This window comes from Streptomyces polyasparticus, from assembly GCF_014493765.1.
In the GTDB taxonomy this organism is placed as follows: Bacteria; Actinomycetota; Actinomycetes; order Streptomycetales; family Streptomycetaceae; genus Streptomyces; species Streptomyces polyasparticus.
Map to the genome: position 1 here is coordinate 270,086 of NZ_JACTVJ010000002.1, position 20,454 is coordinate 290,539.

General features: G+C 69.7%; 17 protein-coding genes and 5 tRNA genes. 12 read left to right on the top strand and 10 right to left on the bottom strand.

The window, feature by feature from the left end:
• Window positions 1–330 precede the first annotated feature (330 nt).
• Both H9Y04_RS03245 and H9Y04_RS03250 read left to right on the top strand, forming a co-directional pair.
• On the top strand, window positions 331–1,923 hold the full coding sequence (locus tag H9Y04_RS03245; RefSeq protein WP_187812089.1) for an acyl-CoA carboxylase subunit beta: 1,593 nt from the start codon (window positions 331–333) through the stop codon (window positions 1,921–1,923).
• A 49-nt stretch (window positions 1,924–1,972) separates the two neighbouring features.
• Entirely contained in the window at window positions 1,973–2,176 is a 204-nt protein-coding gene (locus H9Y04_RS03250) for an acyl-CoA carboxylase subunit epsilon (protein ID WP_165332558.1), read from the top strand.
• Window positions 2,177–2,286: 110 nt separating this feature from the next.
• Here the strand turns inward: H9Y04_RS03250 and H9Y04_RS03255 are convergent, their stop codons facing one another.
• A complete protein-coding gene (locus H9Y04_RS03255; protein ID WP_308800846.1) occupies window positions 2,287–3,147 on the bottom strand; it encodes a helix-turn-helix domain-containing protein in 861 nt (286 codons plus the stop codon).
• A gap of 156 nt (window positions 3,148–3,303) precedes the next feature.
• On the opposite strand from H9Y04_RS03255, the gene H9Y04_RS03260 reads away from it, so the two are divergent.
• Window positions 3,304–4,743, top strand: a complete 1,440-nt coding sequence (locus H9Y04_RS03260; protein WP_236070555.1) for an MFS transporter — start codon at window positions 3,304–3,306, stop codon at window positions 4,741–4,743.
• Window positions 4,744–4,823: 80 nt separating this feature from the next.
• On the opposite strand, the gene H9Y04_RS03265 is transcribed toward H9Y04_RS03260, so the two are convergent.
• The 8 genes from H9Y04_RS03265 to H9Y04_RS03300 all read right to left on the bottom strand — a co-directional run bounded on the left by H9Y04_RS03265 (window position 4,824) and on the right by H9Y04_RS03300 (window position 15,155).
• Entirely contained in the window at window positions 4,824–5,405 is a 582-nt protein-coding gene (locus tag H9Y04_RS03265; protein ID WP_093607982.1) for a GTP-binding protein, read from the bottom strand.
• Window positions 5,386–5,961 (bottom strand): DUF742 domain-containing protein, encoded by a 576-nt coding sequence (locus tag H9Y04_RS03270; protein WP_187812090.1) that lies wholly within the window; start codon window positions 5,959–5,961, stop codon window positions 5,386–5,388. The genes H9Y04_RS03265 and H9Y04_RS03270 overlap by 20 nt, the downstream gene beginning before the upstream one ends.
• A 93-nt stretch (window positions 5,962–6,054) precedes the next feature.
• Window positions 6,055–6,468, bottom strand: a complete 414-nt coding sequence (locus tag H9Y04_RS03275; RefSeq protein ID WP_004983065.1) for a roadblock/LC7 domain-containing protein — start codon at window positions 6,466–6,468, stop codon at window positions 6,055–6,057.
• Between the two features lie 10 nt (window positions 6,469–6,478).
• Window positions 6,479–9,709, bottom strand: a complete 3,231-nt coding sequence (locus H9Y04_RS03280; protein WP_438818067.1) for a sensor histidine kinase — start codon at window positions 9,707–9,709, stop codon at window positions 6,479–6,481.
• Window positions 9,710–10,105: 396 nt separating this feature from the next.
• A complete protein-coding gene (locus H9Y04_RS03285) occupies window positions 10,106–10,687 on the bottom strand; it encodes a GTP-binding protein (protein WP_187812092.1) in 582 nt (193 codons plus the stop codon).
• Entirely contained in the window at window positions 10,668–11,072 is a 405-nt protein-coding gene (locus tag H9Y04_RS03290; protein ID WP_187812093.1) for a DUF742 domain-containing protein, read from the bottom strand. The genes H9Y04_RS03285 and H9Y04_RS03290 overlap by 20 nt, the downstream gene beginning before the upstream one ends.
• A 105-nt stretch (window positions 11,073–11,177) precedes the next feature.
• Window positions 11,178–11,591, bottom strand: a complete 414-nt coding sequence (locus H9Y04_RS03295; RefSeq protein ID WP_187812094.1) for a roadblock/LC7 domain-containing protein — start codon at window positions 11,589–11,591, stop codon at window positions 11,178–11,180.
• 9 nt (window positions 11,592–11,600) lie between these two features.
• On the bottom strand, window positions 11,601–15,155 hold the full coding sequence (locus H9Y04_RS03300; protein ID WP_187812095.1) for a sensor histidine kinase: 3,555 nt from the start codon (window positions 15,153–15,155) through the stop codon (window positions 11,601–11,603).
• Between the two features lie 579 nt (window positions 15,156–15,734).
• Here H9Y04_RS03300 and H9Y04_RS03305 point away from each other — a divergent pair.
• From H9Y04_RS03305 to H9Y04_RS03345, 9 genes are all read left to right on the top strand, one after another.
• Entirely contained in the window at window positions 15,735–15,962 is a 228-nt protein-coding gene (locus H9Y04_RS03305; RefSeq protein WP_438818068.1) for a hypothetical protein, read from the top strand.
• A gap of 86 nt (window positions 15,963–16,048) precedes the next feature.
• Window positions 16,049–16,822, top strand: a complete 774-nt coding sequence (locus H9Y04_RS03310; protein WP_187812096.1) for a fumarylacetoacetate hydrolase family protein — start codon at window positions 16,049–16,051, stop codon at window positions 16,820–16,822.
• Window positions 16,815–18,299 (top strand): glutamate--tRNA ligase, encoded by a 1,485-nt coding sequence (gltX, locus tag H9Y04_RS03315; protein ID WP_187812097.1) that lies wholly within the window; start codon window positions 16,815–16,817, stop codon window positions 18,297–18,299. The genes H9Y04_RS03310 and gltX overlap by 8 nt, the downstream gene beginning before the upstream one ends.
• Before the next feature lie 145 nt (window positions 18,300–18,444).
• A complete protein-coding gene (locus H9Y04_RS03320; protein WP_187812098.1) occupies window positions 18,445–19,143 on the top strand; it encodes an HAD family hydrolase in 699 nt (232 codons plus the stop codon).
• 86 nt (window positions 19,144–19,229) lie between these two features.
• Window positions 19,230–19,301: transfer RNA gene (locus H9Y04_RS03325), tRNA-Gln, on the top strand.
• Window positions 19,302–19,343: 42 nt separating this feature from the next.
• Window positions 19,344–19,416, top strand: a tRNA-Glu gene (locus H9Y04_RS03330).
• 62 nt (window positions 19,417–19,478) lie between these two features.
• Window positions 19,479–19,551, top strand: a tRNA-Glu gene (locus H9Y04_RS03335).
• Window positions 19,552–19,573: 22 nt separating this feature from the next.
• Window positions 19,574–19,645 (top strand) — tRNA-Gln (locus tag H9Y04_RS03340).
• A 22-nt stretch (window positions 19,646–19,667) separates the two neighbouring features.
• Window positions 19,668–19,740 (top strand) — tRNA-Glu (locus H9Y04_RS03345).
• 65 nt (window positions 19,741–19,805) lie between these two features.
• On the opposite strand, the gene H9Y04_RS03350 is transcribed toward H9Y04_RS03345, so the two are convergent.
• Complete coding sequence (locus H9Y04_RS03350; protein ID WP_187812099.1) at window positions 19,806–20,450, bottom strand: MerR family transcriptional regulator; 645 nt, start codon at window positions 20,448–20,450, stop codon at window positions 19,806–19,808.
• Window positions 20,451–20,454: the final 4 nt, after the last annotated feature.

The following is a 20,454-nucleotide window of genomic DNA, read 5'->3' on the forward strand; positions in this document are numbered from 1 at the left end:
TGGGGGACGCGCCCACGGTGGTCTGCCGGGGGCGGGAGGGTGCGGGCCGGTCGGAGGGGCCGGTCCCTGATGTCTTCGACAGTAGACCCATTTGGTTTAAGTTTCAACAGCTACGCCGGAGGGCTCCACGATGCGACCCGCATGGCGTAACGTGCCCGCGGGCCGACCCTCCCTAGGGCCATTGTGTGACCTCTACAACGCGGCCACCCCTTGAGCAGTCGGTTGCACTGCACTGAAGTGGGCTTCTGTCCGGGGCTACCAGGAAAACGGGCCGGAGACTGTGCGAAGTCGACGGACCGTTTCGCCATGGGTCCTTCGTAAGGTCGCTACATGACCGTTTTGGATGAGGCTGCTCTCTCGGGCGGCGAGCCCACCGACGCCCGCGGACGCGTGGCCGAGCTGCACGCGATCCGTGCCAAGGCCGTCGCAGGACCGAGCGAGAAGGCGACCGAGGCCCAGCACGCCAAGGGCAAGCTGACCGCGCGCGAGCGCATCGAGCTGCTCCTGGACGCGGGCTCCTTCCAGGAGGTCGAGCAGCTGCGCCGGCACCGGGCCACCGGGTTCGGCCTGGAGAACAAGAAGCCCTACACCGATGGTGTCATCACCGGCTGGGGCACGGTCGAGGGCCGTACGGTCTTCGTCTACGCGCACGACTTCCGGATCTTCGGCGGCGCCCTCGGCGAGGCCCACGCCACCAAGATCCACAAGATCATGGACATGGCCATCGCGGCCGGTGCGCCCCTGGTCTCCCTCAACGACGGCGCCGGCGCCCGTATCCAGGAGGGCGTCTCCGCGCTCGCCGGCTACGGCGGCATCTTCCAGCGCAACACCCGGGCCAGCGGTGTGATCCCGCAGATCAGCGTCATGCTCGGCCCGTGCGCGGGCGGCGCGGCCTACAGCCCGGCCCTCACCGACTTCGTGTTCATGGTCCGTGAGACCTCGCAGATGTTCATCACCGGTCCGGACGTCGTGAAGGCGGTCACCGGCGAGGAGATCACGCAGAACGGGCTCGGCGGCGCGGATGTGCACGCCGAGACCTCGGGCGTCGCGCACTTCGCGTACGACGACGAGGAGACCTGCATCGCCGAGGTCCGCTACCTGATCTCGATGCTGCCCTCGAACAACCGCGAGAACCCGCCGACGGTCGACTCCGAGGACCCGGCGGACCGCCGCTCGGACGTCCTCCTGGACCTCGTCCCGGCCGACGGCAACCGCCCGTACGACATGCACAAGGTCATCGAGGAGCTCGTCGACGACGGCGACTACCTCGAGATCCACGAGCGCTGGGCGCGGAATATCGTCTGTGCCCTCGCGCGTTTGGATGGTCAGGTGGTCGGCATCGTCGCCAACCAGCCGCAGACCCTGGCGGGTGTCCTCGACATCGAGGCCTCCGAGAAGGCCGCGCGCTTCGTCCAGATGTGCGACGCCTTCAACATCCCGATCGTCACCCTTTTGGACGTGCCCGGCTTCCTGCCCGGCGTCGACCAGGAGCACGGTGGGATCATCCGCCACGGCGCCAAGCTGCTCTACGCCTACTGCAACGCGACCGTGCCCCGGATCTCCCTGATCCTGCGCAAGGCGTACGGAGGTGCCTACATCGTCATGGACTCCCAGTCCATCGGTGCGGACCTCACCTACGCCTGGCCCACCAACGAGATCGCGGTGATGGGCGCCGAGGGTGCCGCCAACGTCATCTTCCGTCGGCAGATCGCGGCGGCCGAGGACCCGGAGGCGATGCGGGCGCGCATGGTCAAGGAGTACAAGGCCGAGCTGATGCACCCGTACTACGCGGCCGAGCGCGGCCTCGTGGACGACGTCATCGACCCGTCCGAGACCCGGTCGGTGCTCATCTCGTCGCTGGCGATGCTGCGCAACAAGCACGCCGACCTGCCGTCCCGTAAGCACGGCAACCCGCCGCAGTGACGCGGTGCCTCCGACTTCCTGCCTGATCACCTACGGAGATCCGAACCCCATGACCTCTCCTGCCGAGAACCTCCTCCGCGTCGAGAAGGGCCACGCCGAGCCGGAAGAGCTCGCGGCCATCACGGCGATCCTGCTGGCCCGCGCGGCCGCCGCCCCCGAGGCGCCGGCCCCGTCCCGCGGCCGCGACAAGGCCGGCTGGCGCCGCCTGGAGCGCACCCCCGGTTTCCGGGCGCCGCACTCCTGGCAGGGCTGAGCCCCTCCGCTTCCCGACGTCCCGTACCCCTGGTGGGGTGCGGGACGTCGTGCGTTTCCGCTGCTACGAGGAATCGGCGCGGTGTGCGTTCCCGTGGGACTTCTCGCTCGTTACGAGGCGCTGGCGCGGCGGTCCGTGGAGGCCGCGAGCCGGCGCAGGGCGGCGTCGGTGGGGGAGCCGGGCGCGGCGGTGAAGAGGTCCATGCCCGTGAGGTGGCAGTCGCCGGGCAGCTCCACGCGCTCGGCCTCCAGCTCCAGGGCGCCGACCAGCGGGTGCCGCAGCCGGAAGATCCGGTGCGAGACCACGACCACGTCCCGGTCGGCCCACAGCGCCCGGAACTCGGCGCTGTCGCGGCGCATCCGGTCGACGTGCGCGAGGAGGTCGGGACAGACCGGGGCCCGTGAGGTCAGCGCCCGCAGATGGGCGACATGCGCATGCGCGACCTCGCGCCACCCGGCGCCGTGCAGCGCCCGGAACTCCTCGTCGAAGAAGTGCAGATGGGAGAAGTCGCGCCGCTGCGGCGGCAGCGCGGCGAAGTCGGCGAAGAGCGCGGCCGCGGCCCGGTTCCAGGCGACCACATCCGCGTGGTGACCGATGATCAGGCCCGGAGTGTGCTCCATCGAGTCGAGCAGATGCTGCAGGGCGGGCCTGACCCGCGGCGGCGCGTACGTTTCCACGACCGCCTTGCCGGGCCGGTGCCGGGCGAGCCGGTGCACATAGGCCGTCTCGTGCGCGTCCAGGCGCAGCGCCCGGCTGATGGCGTCGAGCACGCTGCTCGAGACGCTGCGGGTGTTGCCCTGCTCCAGGCGCGTGTAGTGCGCGACGCTGACGCCTGCGATCCGCGCGAGCTCCTCACGCCGCAGGCCGGCGACGCGGCGCGTGCTGCCGTAGTCGGGCAGGCCGACGTCGGCCGGGGTGAGCCGCGCACGCCGGGACTTCAGGAAGGCGCTCAGTTCCGTACGGGAGTCCACAGCGGCGAGCGTAATCCCGCCTGCCGCCCATCCGGCCCTGGGTGCTCACGGCTTGAGTACGCACAGGCCGGGGCTGGGTGGCGCCGGTCCCTGCGCGGAGGCTTCTCGGTGACGGCGGGATCCGCCCGCCGGCACCTTGATGACCAGGGGAGACCCATGACGCTGACCATGCGTCCGCCGGCGGCCGCGGTACGGCCGGGCCTGCGCCTCGCGCTGCTCGGCCTGGCCGGCCTGATCACGGCACTCGACTTCACGATCGTCTACGTGGCGCTGCCGGAGATCGCCGCCGAGGTGGGCTTCTCGCCGCACGGGCTGCAGTGGGTGGTGAGCGCGTACGCGGTCGTCTACGGCGGCTTCCTGCTGCTCGGCGGACGGGCCGCGGACCTCGTGGGCCGCAGACGGGTGTTCGTCACCGGGCTGCTCCTGTACGGGGCCGGCTCTCTGCTCGGCGGACTCGCGCCCTCGCCGGAGCTGTTGATCGCGGCCCGGGTGGTCCAGGGGCTCGGCGGCGCCGCGCTGTTCCCTGCGACGCTCTCCCTGGTGACCTCGCTGTTCGCCGAAGGCCCGGCGCGCAACCGGGCGCTCACCGTGTGGGCGGTGTCGGGGGCGGCCGGACTGAGCCTGGGCGCACTGGCGGGCGGGGTTCTGACGGGGGCGTTCGGCTGGGAGGCCGTGTTCTACGTGAACGTGCCGCTCGTGGCGCTCTGCGCGGCCGGCGCGTTCCGGCTGCTGCCCGGGGGAGCGGGAGACGGAGAGCGCGGCGGTCGACTCGGCGGCGAGCGCGCCACGTTCGACGTCCCGGGCGCCGTCCTGAGCACCGCCGGCATCACGCTCCTCGTGTTCGCGGTGGCGCAGGGCCCCGAGTGGGGCTGGACCTCGCCGGGGGTGCTCGGCGCTGCGGGCGCCGCGGCGCTGCTGCTCGCGGCGTTCGCCGCCGTGGAGGCGCGCACGGCCGCACCGCTGATGCCGCTGCGGCTGTTCCGGCACCGGAGCCTGGGTCCCGCGATGCTGGCGATCCTCGCCTTCGGGGCGACGCTGCAGGCGGTCCCGTACTTCCTGACGCTCTTCTACCAACTGGTGCTGGGCTATTCGGCGCTCGCCACCGGCCTCGCCTTCCTCACGCCGACCCTGTCGATCACCGTGGGGAACCTGGCGGGGGAGCGGCTCGTGGCCCGGATCGGGACGCGGTCGGCGCTCGTTGCGGGCTTCGCCCTCGGCGGGGCGGGCGCCGCGCTGACAGCTCTCGCGACGGGTCCCGACGGCTCGTTCGCGGGCGGTCTCGCCGGGGTCGCGGTCTACGGCCTCGGCTGCGGGATCACCTTCAACACCATGTGGATCGCCGCCGCTTCCGGAATCGCCCCGCACGAGCAGGGCACCGCATCGGGCATGGCCTCGACCGTCCTGCAGGCCGCGACGGGCGGGGGCCTCGCGGTCCTTGTGGCGGTCGCCGGACGGTCCACTGCCGGCCGCACCGGCGAGGCGCTGCGGGTGGCCACCGCCGATGGTCTTCGGGCGGTGTTCTGGTGGATCGCGGCGGGGGCGGTGCTCGGTGCGGTGGCGTCGCTGACGGTCCCGAAGCCCGCGAAGTCCCCGTAGGAGATGCTCCGTAGGAGAAAAAGCAAAGGCCCCGTCCCCCACCAGGGGAACGGGGCCGACGGGCATCAGCCCGGCAGGACCTACCGAAGCCGCGCCATCAGCGCGTGCTCGACCAGCGTGATCAGCGCCGACTTCGCGTCCGCACGGTGTCGCGCGTCGGTCGTGATGATCGGGGTGTCGGGACCGATCTGCAGCGCCTCGCGGACCTCGTCCGGCTGGTACGGCTGCTGGCCGTCGAAGCCGTTGAGGGCGATGACGAACGGCAGACCGGAGTTCTCGAAGTAGTCCACGGCCGGGAAGCAGTCCGCCAGACGACGGGTGTCCACGAGCACGATCGCACCGATCGCACCGCGCACCAGGTCGTCCCACATGAACCAGAAGCGGTCCTGACCGGGCGTACCGAAGAGGTACAGGATCAGGTCCTGGTCGAGCGTGATACGGCCGAAGTCCATCGCCACGGTCGTCGTCGTCTTGTCCCCGGTGTGGGTCAAGTCGTCGATACCCGCGGACGCGGACGTCATCACGGCCTCGGTACGCAGCGGGTTGATCTCCGAGACGGCGCCCACGAACGTGGTCTTGCCCACGCCGAACCCGCCTGCCACCACGATTTTCGCGCTGGTGGTGGAGCGGGCCGCACCGCCGCTAGAGCTTTCGAAGTCCACTGAGCACCCTTTCGAGCAGTGTCACATCAGGCTGGCCGCCGGCGTTCTCGTCGCCGCCGGGCTGGTGGATGGCCACAAGGCCGGCCTCCGCCAGGTCGGCGACAAGGATCCGGGCCACGCCGAGGGGGATGGAGAGAAGTGCCGAGATCTCGGCGACCGACTTGATCTCGTGGCACAGGTTGCAGATCCGCTGATGCTCGGGCAACTGGCCCTGGAGCTGGTGCGGCTGCGCGGTCGTGTGCACCAGTGCCTCGATGGCGAGCTGGTAACGCGGCCGGGTCCGGCCGCCCGTCATGGCGTACGGGCGGACCAGAGGGTTGTGCGCGGCGCGGCCGGGTGCGGCCTCGGGTGAGCGCGACGGGGGCTGCACCGGCTGGATCCGGGGCGCCTGCTGCTGCTCGTAAGGGTCACGCGGCCGCTGCGGCGGTGCGAACCGCTCCTGGTGGCTGGGCGCGGAGGGGAAGTTGTAGCGGTTGTTCTGCGAGGGGTCGTTCTGGCCCTGGCCGTACGACCAGTTGCCCGATGCTGAACCGTCTCGCGGTGTGGGACCTGCCACGTGCTTTCCTCCTCCGACTTACCCGGAACCATCATGTGGAGCCGCGTCCCGAAACTTTAAGGCCACGGGACGCGAATTCGCACTGCCTGTCTGTTAGTTGAGAAGGCTCCCCTGGAGCTCCGCACGCAGGTCCGGGGTGAGGACCGTACCCGCGCGGTCGACCAAAAGGGCCATCTCGTACCCAATGAGGCCGATGTCCGCCTCGGGGTGTGCAAGAACGGCGAGCGAGGAACCGTCCGAGATGGACATGATGAACAGGAATCCCCGCTCCATCTCCACAACGGTCTGGTTCACGCTGCCGCCCTCGAAGATCCGGGAGGCCCCCGCGGTCAGCGAGGTCAGACCGGAGGCGACGGCCGCCAGCTGGTCGGCGCGGTCGCGCGGAAAGCCTTCGGACATCGCCAGAAGGAGTCCGTCGGCGGAGACCACCACCGTGTGCGACACCCCGGGGGTGTTGTCCACGAAGTTGGTGATCAACCAGTTCAGGTTCTGCGCCGCCTGGCTCATCGGGCTCACACTAACGCTCCTGGTTGTAGTTGCTGCTGCCCGAGCCGAAGCCCTGGCCGTTGCTGTCGTTCGAGGGCCCGCTGCCCGCGTCGCGGCCACGCTGCACGCCGCGGCGCAGGTTGCTCAGCCTGCCCCGTACTTCCTCGGGGTCGCGGGAGACCTGGGGGCCGCCCTGCGGGGTCTGCTCCGCGGTGCCCTCGACCAGATTGGCCCGGGGCACCCGGCGCGGGAGGCCGGACTGGGTGACCCCGCCCGCCCTCGGCTGCTTCAGCTGCTCGGCGCGCTGCCAGCGAGCGTCGTTGGCGGACTGCCAGTCGTCGCTGCCGCTGCCGCCCGCACTGTCACCGTTGGCCGACGGACCGTCGGTCCGTGCGCCGCCGGGGAGCGGACGCTGCGGCAGACCGCCCTGGCCCTGTCCCGCACCCCACTGCTGACCGTTGCCGCCGCCGGTGGTGCCGCGGCGCGGAAGGCCGGCGTCGGTGGTCTCGTGGACGGTGCTCGGCGAGGGGCCCTGGGTGCTCTGCCGGTCGAAGCCTACGCGGTCGCGGTCGCCCGCGGGAGCGTCCGGAACGGATTCCGTTTCGGCTCCGTACCCACCCTCGTACGACTCCTGGTAGCCGCCCTGGTTCTGCCAGTCGCCCTGGCCGGCGTAGTCGCCGTAGCCGTCCTGCGGAGCACCGTTGCGGTCGCCGTAACCCGGTTCCGTATAGCCGGATTCCTGGTAACCGTCCTGGTTCGCGTACGCACCCTGTACGGCCGGTTCGTAGCCGTCCTGCTGTGCGTAGCCGTTCTGGTCCTGCGCGTAGTTCCGGTCGTACTGCTGCTCGTACGAACCGTCCTGCTCGTACGTACCGTTCTGCTCGTACGTACCCTGCTGGTCGTACTCGCCGTCCTGGCCGACCTCGTCGCGGAAGAGCGGGCGGCCGCCGTCGGAGGCCTGCGCCTCGAGCGCCGCGCGGCGCTCCTCGCGCATCAGCGAGCGGCCCACCGGGTCGAGCTCGCGTACGGCTTCCTCGGTGAGGGCCCCCGGCTCGTAGCGGGTGTCGTCGAAGCCGAGCTCGGCGGCGGTGCGCAGCGGGGCGGCCTCGTACGACGGCTGCTGCGGGATCATCTGCGAGACGGTGAACTCGCTCTCGGGCAGCTGGGAGCCACCACCACCGTGGGTGATGACGTCCGGGAGCATGACGAGCGAGGTGGTGCCGGCCTGCTCGCCCGAGGGGCGCAGCTGGACGCGGACGCCGTGCCGGTCCGCCAGGCGGCCGACCACGAACAGGCCCATGCGCTGGGAGATCGCGGCGTCCACGGTCGGCGGGTTGGCCAGCTTGTGGTTGATGTCCGCGAAGTCCTCGGCGGTGAGGCCGATGCCCTTGTCGTGGATCTCGATCATGATGCGGCCGTCGGGCAGCCGGGTCGCGGTGACGCGGACCTTGGTCTGCGGCGAGGAGAACGTGGTGGCGTTCTCCAGGAGCTCGGCGAGCAGGTGCACGAGGTCGGTCACGGCGCGGCCGTGGATCTCGGCCTCCGGGACACCGGTGAGCTCGATGCGCTCGTACTGCTCCACCTCGGAGGAGGCGGCGCGCAGCACGTCGACGAGCGGGACCGGCTGGTCCCAGCGGCGGCCGGGCTCCTCGCCGGCGAGGACCAGGAGGTTCTCGCCGTTGCGGCGCATACGGGTCGCCAGGTGGTCCAGGCGGAAGAGGTTCTCCAGCTGGTCCGGGTCGGCCTCGTTGTTCTCCAGGTCGGTGATCAGGGTCAGCTGGCCCTCGATCAGAGACTGGTTGCGGCGCGACAGGTTGGTGAAGATCGCGTTGATGTTGCCGCGGAGCAGGGCCTGTTCGGCGGCCAGTCGCACGGCCTCGCGGTGGACCTGGTCGAAGGCGCGGGCGACCTCGCCGATCTCGTCGGTGGACGTGATCGGGATGGGCTGCACCCGGGTGTCGACTCGGCCGGGCTCGGTGCGCGAGAGCTGGTCGACCAGCATCGGCAGGCGCTGCTCGGCGACGTCGAAGGCGGCGGTGCGCAGACGGCGCATCGAGCGGGACATCTGGCGGGCCATGAGGCCGGCGATGATGAACGCGGCGAGCAGGGCCACGACGACGATCGCGCCGTTGATGTAGGCGTCGCGCTCGGCGTCGGAGGAGATCTGCGCGGCGTCGGACACGGCCTTGTCGATGAGCTTGGTCTCGACGGCGCCGTAGCCGTCCATCTTGGCGGTGCCGAGCTCCTGCCAGACCTTGGCGTCGATACCGGCCTCGGCGAGAGCCGCCTTGGGGTCGGAGGACTGGAAGGCCGCGGCCATCTTCGTCAGCGTGATGTCCATCGCCGGCAGCGGGCTGTACTGGCGGCTCTGCAGACCGGTGTCGCCGTCCGCCTCGACGCCCGTGGCCTTCTGACGCTTGGCCATCTCGCTCTCGAGCGCCTTCACGTCGGCCTCGGAGCCGCCGGAGACGTACTCGCCGATGGCGATGCTCTCCAGGTAGCGGTAGGTGGACAGCTGGCGCAGCTGGTCCTGCAGGGCCTTCGGGTTGGGGCGCACGAGCATGTGCGTACCGATGGCGCGCTGCAGCGACGCGGAGGCCTTGGCGAGCGAAACGGCGTAGACGGTACGGCCGTAGCTCGTCACGTTGCCCGACCCGAGGCTGAGTTCGTTGGCGAACTCCATCAGGAAGTGCTGGACGTCGGTGTACGCCTCTTCGGTCTTCAGCGGGTCCTGGGACCGGGTGTAGGCCTTGTCGCGGATGTCCGCGAGGTTGCTCTCATTGGCCTTGAAGAGCTTGAGGCGCCGCTCGAGACCCTGGTTCTGCGGCATGTCCGCGACGGCGGCGTCGAACTTCTTCTTGGCCTCGGAGGTGGCTTCGCGCAGCGTCTTGACCTCTTCGGTCTCGCCCTTGCGGAGCAGCAGGTCGGGTGCGGACAGGTCACGCTCGTTGAGCAGTGCCTGGCTGTAGTCCGCGGCCGCGCGCACGACGAGCGCCGTCTTCTCCGCGTCCTGCGCCTCGGACCAGGTGTCGATGGAGCCCTTCACCTGGAAGCCGCCCATGACGAGGGCGACGAGCGCGGGTATGAGGAGAATCGCGTTCAGGCGTACGGGCACACGCCAGTTGCGCGGGGACATCCGTCCCCCGCCGCCGGACGGCGCGGGGTCGGGGCCCGGCATGGGCGCGGGAGCCATGGCCTCCCGCTGGGGCGGGGTGAAGTTGCCCCGTGCCGACGGCTCGGGACTGTTCTTGCTTCGCCTCACTCGACCAACAACCTCTCGGCGTCGGCACCTACGCTGTGCCGCTGTCGTCTTCCAGCCCGGGTTCGGGGCAGTGCGTCCAGCCCGGTACTACTGGGCAGTTCAGCGCATTCCAGCACGTCAGCGCAGGCGATTCCAAACGTTCGGAAGAATTGATTCCGGGTGATGTGTGCCTCAGATAAAACGGTCATAAAGAGCGAGCCCCGCCAAAAGGCGGGGCTCTTGTGAGCGCAGCGGTACCGAGTGACAGCATGCGGTGTCGGTGGGCCCGGAATTCTCTGTCGAAACGTTATGAACACACGGGCGGATCGTGTCAAACGACACAGCATGCACACACAAGTCCCTAGACAACTTACGGCAACTTCCGTATGTCCAGGACCACTTGGCGCCCGTACGCGACTACTTCAGACGTGCCATCAGCGCATGCTCGACCAGCGTGATCAGCGCGGACTTCGCATCTGCACGGTGTCGCGCGTCGGTCATGATGATCGGGGTGTCCGGACCGATCTGCAGCGCTTCGCGCACCTCGTCCGGCTGGTACGGCTGGTGCCCCTCGAAGCCGTTCAGGGCGATGACGAACGGCAGCCCCGAGTTCTCGAAGTAGTCCACGGCCGGGAAGCAGTCCGCGAGGCGGCGCGTGTCCACGAGGACCACGGCGCCGATCGCACCCTTGACCAGGTCGTCCCACATGAACCAGAAGCGGTCCTGACCGGGCGTACCGAAGAGGTACAGGATCAGGTCCTGGTCCAGGGTGATACGGCCGAAGTCCATGGCGACCGTGGTGGTCGTCTTGTTCCCGGTGTGCGTGAGGTCGTCGATCCCGGCCGATGCCGAGGTCATCACGGCCTCGGTACGCAGCGGGTTGATCTCCGAGACGGAGCCGACGAACGTGGTCTTGCCCACGCCGAAGCCGCCCGCCACCACGATCTTCGCGCTGGTGGTGGAACGTACGGCCTCGCCGTCAGAGCTTGCGAAGTCCACTGAGCACCCTCTCGAGCAGTGTTACGTCAGGCTGGCCGCCGGCGTTCTCGTCGCCGCCGGGCTGGTGGATGGCCACGAACCCGGCCTCGGCCAGGTCGGCGACCAGGATCCGGGCCACCCCGAGCGGCATGGAGAGCAGCGCGGAGACCTCCGCCACCGACTTGACCTCACGGCACAGATGACAGATGCGCTGGTGCTCGGGGAGCAGACCCTGCAGCTGCATCGGATCGGCCGTGGTGCTCACCAGGGCCTCGATGGCCAGCTGGTAGCGCGGCCGGGTCCGGCCGCCCGTCATCGCGTACGGGCGCACCAGCGGCTGCTCGGCCTCCATGCCGTAGTCGGCCTGGGCGCCGTACGGATCGTGAGAGGCGGTGGGCGGGGTCATGAATCCTCCGGGCGGGACAGCAAGTTGTCGGTGCCGTCTGATGTGGCCGGTGGGGGGATCGCGGGGGCGGCCGGACGGAATCGGTTCGTAGGGACCAGGCGGCCGTCAGTGCAGCAGGCTGCCTTGCAGTTCCGCGCGCAGATCCGGGGTGAGGACCGTGCCCGCGCGGTCGACGAGCAGCGCCATCTCGTACCCGATGAGGCCGATGTCGGCGTCGGGGTGGGCGAGAACGGCGAGGGACGAGCCGTCGGAAATCGACATGAGGAAGAGGAAGCCGCGCTCCATCTCCACCACGGTCTGGGCGACTTCGCCGCCCTCGAAGATCCTCGACGCACCCGCGGTCAGCGAAGTGAGGCCCGATGCGACCGCCGCCAGCTGATCGGCGCGGTCACGCGGGAAACCCTCGGACAGGGCGAGCAGCAGTCCGTCGGCGGAGACCACCACCGTGTGCGACACCCCGGGGGTGTTGTCCACGAAGTTGGTGATCAACCAGTTCAGGTTCTGTGCCGCCTGGCTCATCGGACTCAACTATCGCTCCTGCTGGTGAGAGGGGCTGGGGAAGCTGCCGGTGTCACCGGAGCCCGCCTGCCGGCCCTGCTGAATGCCGCGCCGCAGATTCGTGAGCCGCCCGCGAACGTCGTCGGGACGACGGGAGACCTGCGGGCCGCCCTGGTGCTGCTGCTGTTCGGCCGTGCCCGCCACGAGGTTGGCGCGGGGCACACGGCGCGGCAGACCGGAAGTGGTGACGCCGCCCGCGGAGGGCTGACGCACCCGCTCGGCCTGTCGGCCGAGCTCGTCATTGGGGGAGTTGCGCCATGTGGCGCTCTGGGCCGGCGCCTGCTGCGGACGCGGCGGCAGAGGTGACTGCTGCTGCGACTGCTGCGGAGCCTGCGGCTGCTGCGGAGCCTGGTTCTGCTGCTGACCCTGCTGCTGGAACCAGTTCGTCTCCAGCGTGTCGTACAGCGGAGTACGGCCGTCACCCGGACCGCTCGCCGGCGGCAGCGCCCAGGTGTCGTTGTCGGACTGCTGCGGACGGGCGGGAGCCGGCGGCTGCACGGGCTGCTGCGGCTGCACCGGGCGCGGGGCCGGCGGACGCGGTACGGCGAAGTCGGCGGTGTCCCGCTGACCGGGGCCGCCCTGCGGCGCCTGCGGACGCTCGGGCATGCCGGGCTGAGCGAACTGGCCGGTGCTCTCCGGACCCTGCGGCCGCTGCGGCGCCTGGGGGCGCACCGGCGCGGGCGGGTTGGGTATCCCGGCCGGGCGCGGACCGTTGAAGTCGGGCCGGTCGAACTGGGCCGTGGAGCCGGGGCCCTGCGAGCCCTGCCGGTCGCCCTGGCCCGCGGCGGGACGGCCGAAGAGGCCCGGGGACTCCGGCTCCTCGTGCCCGCGCGGGTGCTCCTGCGGAATGTCCTTGCCCCAACTCGGCGTACGGCCCTGGGGGTTGCCACCGGGCAGCTCGGCACGCGGTCCGCCCATGGGCGGCAGCTGACGGCCGTCCTGGGGACGGTTGTCCCCGCGGGCGCGCTGCGGCTGCTGCTGGGGAGCGGCGGGCTGCTGCGGGGCGTTGCCGCCGCGGCCGCCCTGCGCGCCACCGCGCTGGCCGCCGAAGCTGTTGCCCTGCTGGCCGCCGCCGAAGCCGTTGCCTTGCTGCTGGCCGCCCTGCGAGGGGCCGCCGAAGGCGTTGCCCTGCTGGGGGTTGCCCTGCGGGGTGTTCGGCCGGGGTGCGGCCGGACCGCCGTCGCGTCCCGGAAGCGCCGCCCGCGGACCGGAGCCCGCGACCTGGCTGCGCTGCGGGGGAGCGGCGAGCCGTCCCGCGGACTGGTTGCCCGCCGTCTGCTGACGCGCGGCAGCCGCACCGGCGGCCGCCTGGGCGATGCCGCCGCCCGCACCGGTACCCGGCGAGGACGGGCCCTTCTTGCCGCCCTGGGCGACATCGACGGGCAGCATGACGAGCGCGGTCGTACCGCCGGAGTCCGAAGGACGCAGCTGGATACGGATGCCGTGACGCTGCGACAGACGGCCGACCACGAACAGACCCATGCGGCGCGAGACCGAGACGTCCACGGTGGGCGGCGACGCGAGCCGCTCGTTGATCGCCGCGAGGTCCTCGGGCGAGAGACCGATACCGGTGTCGTGGATCTCGATCAGGACGCGGCCGTCGGGCAGCGCGTGACCGGTGACCTTGACCTTGGTCTGCGGCGAGGAGAACGAGGTGGCGTTCTCGAGCAGCTCGGCGAGCAGGTGCACGAGGTCGTTGACCACGCGTCCCGCGACCTCGGTCGAGGGCACGGCGGCCAGTTCGATGCGCTCGTACTGCTCCACCTCGGAGGCGGCGGCGCGGAGCACGTCGACCAGCGGGACGGGGCGGGTCCAGCGGCGGCCGGGCTCTTCACCGGCGAGAACGAGGAGGTTCTCACCGTTACGGCGCATGCGGGTCGCGAGGTGGTCGAGCTTGAACAGCGAGGACAGCTGGTCCGGGTCGGCCTCGCGCGACTCCAGCTCGGAGATGAGCGAGAGCTGGCGCTGGATGAGGCCCTGCGAACGGCGCGAGAGGTTGGTGAACATCGCGTTGACGTTGCCTCGCAGAAGCGCCTGCTCGGCGGCGAGGCGGACGGCCTCGCGGTGCACGTCGTCGAAGGCCGCGGCCACCTGGCCGATCTCGTCCCGCGAGTGCACACCGACGGACTCGACGGAGGTGTCGACGTCCTGCGGGTCGGCCTCGGAGAGCTGCTTGACCAGCTCTGGCAGCCGGTCCTGGGCGACCCGGGTCGCGGTGTCCTGCAGCCGGCGCAGCGAGCGGATCATGGACCGCGCCACGACGAAGGCGCCGATCAGCGAGATGCCGAGGACGAGCAGGATGACCGCACCGTTGAGGATGGCGGACTGCTCGGACTCGTTACGGAGGTTACGGGCCTCCTGCTCCATCTCGTTGAGGAGCGACGTCTCGATGAGACGCATCTGGCCGAGCTTGGTGTCGGCCTGGTCGGTCCAGTCCTTGTAGGAGCGCGGCTCCTCGGTCTTGATGCCACTGGAGCTCTCGAGGACGCGCTTCGCGTACGACTCGGACTCCTTGATGTCCGCCGGGCCGTTCTGCAAGGTCCGCATCAGCTCACCGGCGTCGCCGCCGGCGTCCTCGTAGGCCCGCGTCACACTGCTGCGCGCGGCCGACTCGCTGTCGAAGGCCGCGTAGCCGTAGAGGCGGTCGGTCTCGGAGATCTCGCCGCGCTTGCTGTCGTTGTCCGGCAGCGCGGCCGCGATGACGGCGCGCTGGATGGAGGCGTACTCCTTGGCGGACGAGAAGGCCGCGAGGATGCGCGTGCGCTGGATGATCTCCGGGTTGCTCGTCGCGAGCGCCATGTCACGGGAGAGGTCGAGGAGCTGCTCGATCAGACGGTTGTAGCGCTGGATCGTCTGAGAGCTGGGGGCGTCCCCTTGGTACGCCTCCCTGCGGATGTCCTTGAGGCGCGCCAGCTGGCCGGCGATCTGCGTCAGGTCCTGCCGGATCGCGCGCAGCGCGGGGTCGCTGCGGTTCTCGTTGAAGTCCAGCGTGGCCTTGAGGAACTGCTCCTGCTCGGACTGCGTCCGGTCGTGCAGGCCGACGATCTCGGTCGCCTTGACGGAGGTATCGGTGGACAGCGGTCCCGCCGACTTGTCGCGCTCCTCCTGGAGCGCGTTCGCCAGCTCGGTCGCGCTCTTGGTCATCTCCGTGAGCAGCTTCATGTTGTCGAGCTGCTCGATCTCGTTCATCGACTCGTTGATCCGCAGCGCGCCGAGCGACGTGGCCGCGACCACGGGCAGTGCGAGCAGCGAGACGAGTCGCGTGGAGATACGCCAGTTGCGCAGGGCTATTCGCGGTCCGGGGCCCTTTCGTTCCCCCAGCGGGGCAGGGGCGGTCGCACCGCCTGCCGCAGCACCTCCCGTGGGGCGCTCGGCATCACCGGCCGGTGAGGAACCCGAGGCGTGCGGGGGTGCGGAGTTGCCTGTGGTGGGGCCGGTCCCGGCGCGCAGCTCCGGCTCGGCCACCCCTCCGGTCTGGCGGCCCTGGGCAGAGCCCGAGCCATCCCTCTTGAAACGTCCCTGCACTAGCGTCGCAACCTCTGGACCAGGCGTCCCCCCGCGTGAACGGCGGGACGGTGTCGGCGTTTTGGGGCGAGGAAGCCCCGGTGGTCGTCAGTGACCGGCGCGTCTCCCCCTTCTCCCGCCGCCGCTCGACGCTGTTGTTGCGCCATGCGCGCCGGCTCATATCCGCGGCGGTCCCGGGAATTCCAGCACAGTGCCGGATCTCCAACAAGGGCCAGGTATCGGCCTGTGACCTGCGTGACGCCGTGTGAGGGTCGTGTCACCAGGCGTAGAGCGGGATCTGCTGCATAGCGGACATTTCCTTAGCAATTGCTTACGGGGCGGGGGTGTCCCAGTCGCCATGATCAGAATCGGAATGATGGGTTCAGCTATGTAATGTCCGTTCTTTGGCCCTGAGTTGACGCTCCGTTATGACCGATTCGTCCGCTCCCTGGTGAGCAAACTCACACGCTGATCAAGGCCGGATACCGGCAGTGCGGGGAATGTGGATGTTTAGCCTGACGCTTTACAGGGATGGCCTGTTCGACAAGCGGTCGCACAGGTAGGTAACCGCACCAGCAGAGACCAGAGGTCAGTCCAGCCGTGAAGACTGTGAACGCGACGAGCCCGATGCTCCGTATAGCCAACCCGCGCCGCACCACCCTCGTGCACCTCGCGGACGCGACGGAGCTGGACGGCCTGCAGCCCGCCGAGCACACCACGGAGCTGCCCACCAACACGGCCAACCCCCGCCGCACGGTTCTGCAGAACGCACCGGCCACCCCCGAGCCGGTCGTCATCACCGTCGCCGGCGCGGTCGCGAAGGCCTGATCGCGTTAGCCTGAAGCCTCAGTGACTGACGACCCGGGGCCCATACCCCCGGGTCGAGGATCCCCAGCAGGAATCAAGAGGCTTCCGTGCGCATCGCCAGATTCTCCATCGACGGCAATGTCGCCTTCGGCGCGGTCGAGGAGGGCCCCGAGGGCCCGGTGCTCGACATCATCAAGGGCATCCCGTACGCGGACTTCGAGCTCAGCGGCGTCAAGGTCCCGCTGAGCAAGGTCCGCCTGCTGCCGCCGGTGATCGGCAACAAGATCGTCGCGTTCGGCCGCAATTACGCGGACCACGCCAAGGAGCTCGGCAACGAGGTCCCGGACGCCCCGTGGGCGTTCTTCAAGCCGACCACGTCGATGGTCGGCGACGGCGACCCCATCGAGTACCCGAGCTTCTCCAGCGAGCTGCACCACGAGGCCGAGCTCGCCGTCGTCATCGGCCGCATGTGCCGCGAGGTCCCGCGCGAACGCGTCAAGGACGTCATCTTCGGCTACACCTGCGCCAATGACATCACCGCCCGTGACGTGCAGCAGCGCGAGAAGCAGTGGGCCCGGGCCAAGGGCTTCGACAGCTCCTGCCCGATCGGCCCCTGGGTGGAGACGGAGCTCGACCCGAGCGACCTCGCCATCCAGTGCACGGTCAACGGCGAACAGCGTCAGCTCGGCTCGACGAGCCAGATGATCCACTCCATCGAGGATCTGATCGTCAACATCACCGAGGCGATGACCCTGCTCCCGGGCGACGTCATCCTGACCGGCACCCCCGCGGGCGTCGGTCCCCTCAACGTCGGCGACGAGGTCGCCGTCACCATCCAAGGCATCGGCACTCTCACCAACAAGGTGATCAAGCGTGGCTAACACTCCGGACGCCTCTGTCCGCGTCCGTTTCTGTCCCTCGCCGACCGGCAACCCGCACGTGGGTCTGGTCCGCACCGCCCTGTTCAACTGGGCCTTCGCCCGGCACAACGGCGGCACCATGGTCTTCCGTATCGAGGACACCGACGCCGCGCGCGACTCCGAGGAGTCGTACGAGCAGCTCCTCGACTCGATGCGCTGGCTCGGCCTGACCTGGGACGAGGGCCCGGAAGTGGGCGGCCCGCACGCCCCCTACCGCCAGTCGCAGCGGATGGACATCTACAGGGACGTCGCCGAGAAGCTGCAGGCCGCCGGCTACGCGTACCCCTGCTACTGCACCACCGAAGAGCTGGACGCCCGCCGCGAGGCCGCCCGCGCCGCCGGCAAGCCCTCCGGTTACGACGGCCAGTGCCGCACGCTCACGGACGAGCAGAAGCAGGCGTACGAGGCCGAGGGTCGGAGCCACATCGTGCGCTTCCGCATGCCCGACGAGGCCACCACCTTCACCGACCTGGTGCGCGGTGAGATCACCGTCCAGCCGGAGAACCTCAGCGACTACGGCATCCTGCGCGCCAACGGTGCCCCGCTCTACACGCTCGTCAACCCGATCGACGACGCCCTGATGGAGATCACCCACGTCCTGCGCGGCGAGGACCTGCTCTCCTCCACCCCGCGCCAGATCGCCCTGTACAAGGCGCTGATCGAGCTGGGCGTCGCCAAGACGATCCCGGCCTTCGGCCACCTCCCGTACGTCATGGGCGAGGGCAACAAGAAGCTCTCCAAGCGCGACCCGCAGGCCAGCCTCAACCTGTACCGCGAGCGCGGCTTCCTGCCCGAGGGCCTGCTCAACTACCTGTCCCTCCTGGGCTGGTCCTTCTCGGCCGACCAGGACGTTTTCTCGGTCCAGGACCTGATCGAGAAGTTCGACATCGCGGACGTCAACGCGAACCCGGCCCGCTTCGACCTCAAGAAGGCCGAGGCGATCAACGCCGACCACATTCGCATGCTCGACGTGAAGGCCTTCACGGCCGCCTGTGAGCCCTGGCTGAAGGCCCCGCACGCCAACTGGGCGCCCGAGGACTTCGACCAGGCCAAGTGGGAGGCCATCGCCCCGCACGCCCAGACCCGCGTGCAGGTCCTCTCGGACATCACGGCCAACGTCGACTTCCTGTTCCTCAAGGAGCCGGTCGAGGACGAGGCCTCCTGGACCAAGGCGATGAAGGGCGACCCGGCCGCGCTGCTCACCACGGCCCGCGCGAAGCTCGACGCCGCCGACTGGTCGGACCCGGAGTCCCTCAAGAACGCGGTCCTGGCCGCCGGCGAGGAGCACGGCCTCAAGCTCGGCAAGGCCCAGGCCCCGGTCCGCGTCGCCGTCACCGGCCGCACGGTCGGTCTGCCGCTCTTCGAGTCCTTGGAGATCCTCGGCAAGGACGCCTCGCTGGCCCGTATCGACGCGGCCCTGGCGAAGCTCACCGCGTAAGCCGCCCTGGCGGAGCTCGCCGCGTAAAGCGCATCGCGTACGGCAGGCCGCATAAGCGATAGGTCGCCAAAAGGCCCGGAAACCATCACGGTCTCCGGGCCTTTTCGCATACGTTCGAATCCCTGCCACCGAGGACGGGAGCCCGATGCTCAAGGCCATCGTCTGGGACATCGACGACACGATCTTCGACTACGCCTCGGCCGACACCGTCGGCCTGCAGGCCCATCTCGCGGCCGAGGGCCTGACCACCCGCACCCTGGACGACTGGAAGCGGATCACCCGCGAGCACTGGAGGCGTTTCGAAGAGGGCCTGGTGGACTTCCAGGGGCAGCGGCGCGACCGTGCGCGCGACTTCACCGGACAGGCACTCTCCGACGCCGAGGCCGACGCGTGGTTCGAGCGTTACCTCCATCACTTCAAGTCGGCCTGGGCTCTCTTCCCCGACACGATCCCCGCGCTCGACGCCCTCGCCGGCACCTACCGGCACGGCATCCTGTCCAACTCCTCGCTCGTCAACCAGGACCACAAGCTCCGCACCCTCGGCGTACGCGACCGCTTCGAGGCCGTCCTGTGCGCGGCCGAACTGGGCGTCGCCAAGCCCGAGGCGGCCGCCTTCCACGCGGCCTGTGACGCCCTGGGGCTCGCACCGCACGAGGTGGCGTACGTGGGGGACCAGCCCGACACGGACGCGCGCGGAGCGGTCGAGGCGGGCCTGACCGGCATCTGGCTGGATCGCACCGGACTGGGCGGCCGGCCCGAACTCGTCCGCATCACCGGCCTCGACCAGCTCCCGGCCGTGCTCGCGGGCAATACCCGTTTTGGAGCGCCGGACTCCTTCGGGTAATGTTCTTCCTGCGCCGCTCGCAGGGGGAAAGCCCGGCGGGAGACGCACACCACAGAACAAGATCCCTTACGGGGGTTGCGTTTTGTTGGCCTATGGTGTAATTGGCAGCACGACGGTTTCTGGTTCCGTTAGTCTTGGTTCGAGTCCAGGTAGGCCAGCTCGCAGAGCTCATCTGCAACCCGCGGATCTTGATCCGCAAGGCCCCCGTTGTGTAGCGGCCTAGCACGCCGCCCTCTCAAGGCGGTAGCGCCGGTTCGAATCCGGTCGGGGGTACAGATCCTTCCCGTGAGGACAGTGTGGGTAGCTCCCCCTGATCTCAATGCAGGATCGCTAGGGCCCCCGTTGTGTAGCGGCCTAGCACGCCGCCCTCTCAAGGCGGTAGCGCCGGTTCGAATCCGGTCGGGGGTACTCAGGTGGTCTAGACCACCAGTGGGCTATGGTGTAATTGGCAACACGAAGGTTTCTGGTTCCTTTGTTCTAGGTTCGAGTCCTGGTAGCCCAGCGCAGTAACTGCAGTATCGCAAGCCCCCGTTGTGTAGCGGCCTAGCACGCCGCCCTCTCAAGGCGGTAGCGCCGGTTCGAATCCGGTCGGGGGTACGCAATGAGAAAAGGCTCCTTTCCTCCGGGAAGGGAGCCTTTTCCTTTTGGGCTTGTTCTTCGCTTTACTCCGTATTCATAAAGCGGCGCCCCGATTCATCCGTTTCCGCGAGCCGGCGCAGGCTGAGCAGCACGGGCTCGTAGAGCACCGTGAGCGCGACGGCCGCCTCCACCCGCTCCTCCTCGGGGAAGCGCGCCACCAAGTCCAGCTCCGTCACCGACAGTTGGGACACCGCGCGGGCGTACGGCAGCAACTCCTCGACCCCGCATGGGTATCCGAGCCGGGTCAGCGCCGCCACCGCCGTCACCAGCGTGCCGTACGCCGGTGAACTCGGCCCGGAACCACGGGAGTCGTCCCAGTCGAGCCGGTCGAGGAGCTTCGCCACCTCGTGTCGCGCGCGCTCGGTAGCCGGATCGTCCTCGACGGGTAGCGGCGCGTGGGGGAGTGCCTCGACCGCGACGCCGATCCGGCTGTGCTGGTCGAGGGATTCGTCGCCGAGCGCGGAGAGCACCTCGCGGGTCGTGCTCACCGGGACCCGGCCCACCTGGATCAGCGCACGCACCAGCCGCAGCCGGCGCAGATGCTCCTCGCCGTACTCGGCCTGCGTGGCCGTGACCCGGCGGCCCGGCTGGAGCAGCCCCTCGCGCAGGTAGTACTTGATCGTGGCCGTCGAGACGCCGCTGCGCTCGCTCAGCTCCGCGAGTTTCATTCCC

Bases quoted from the DNA above. Each gene is read 5' to 3' on its own strand.
- H9Y04_RS03320 (WP_187812098.1), top strand. From the start codon at position 18,445: ATGCTCAAGGCCATCGTCTGGGACATCGACGACACGATCTTCGACTAC.
- H9Y04_RS03290 (WP_187812093.1), bottom strand. From the start codon at position 11,072: ATGACCCCGCCCACCGCCTCTCACGATCCGTACGGCGCCCAGGCCGAC.
- H9Y04_RS03250 (WP_165332558.1), top strand. From the start codon at position 1,973: ATGACCTCTCCTGCCGAGAACCTCCTCCGCGTCGAGAAGGGCCACGCC.
- H9Y04_RS03350 (WP_187812099.1), bottom strand. From the start codon at position 20,450: ATGAAACTCGCGGAGCTGAGCGAGCGCAGCGGCGTCTCGACGGCCACG.
- H9Y04_RS03275 (WP_004983065.1), bottom strand. From the start codon at position 6,468: ATGAGCCAGGCGGCGCAGAACCTGAACTGGTTGATCACCAACTTCGTG.
- H9Y04_RS03295 (WP_187812094.1), bottom strand. From the start codon at position 11,591: ATGAGCCAGGCGGCACAGAACCTGAACTGGTTGATCACCAACTTCGTG.
- H9Y04_RS03245 (WP_187812089.1), top strand. From the start codon at position 331: ATGACCGTTTTGGATGAGGCTGCTCTCTCGGGCGGCGAGCCCACCGAC.
- H9Y04_RS03260 (WP_236070555.1), top strand. From the start codon at position 3,304: ATGACGCTGACCATGCGTCCGCCGGCGGCCGCGGTACGGCCGGGCCTG.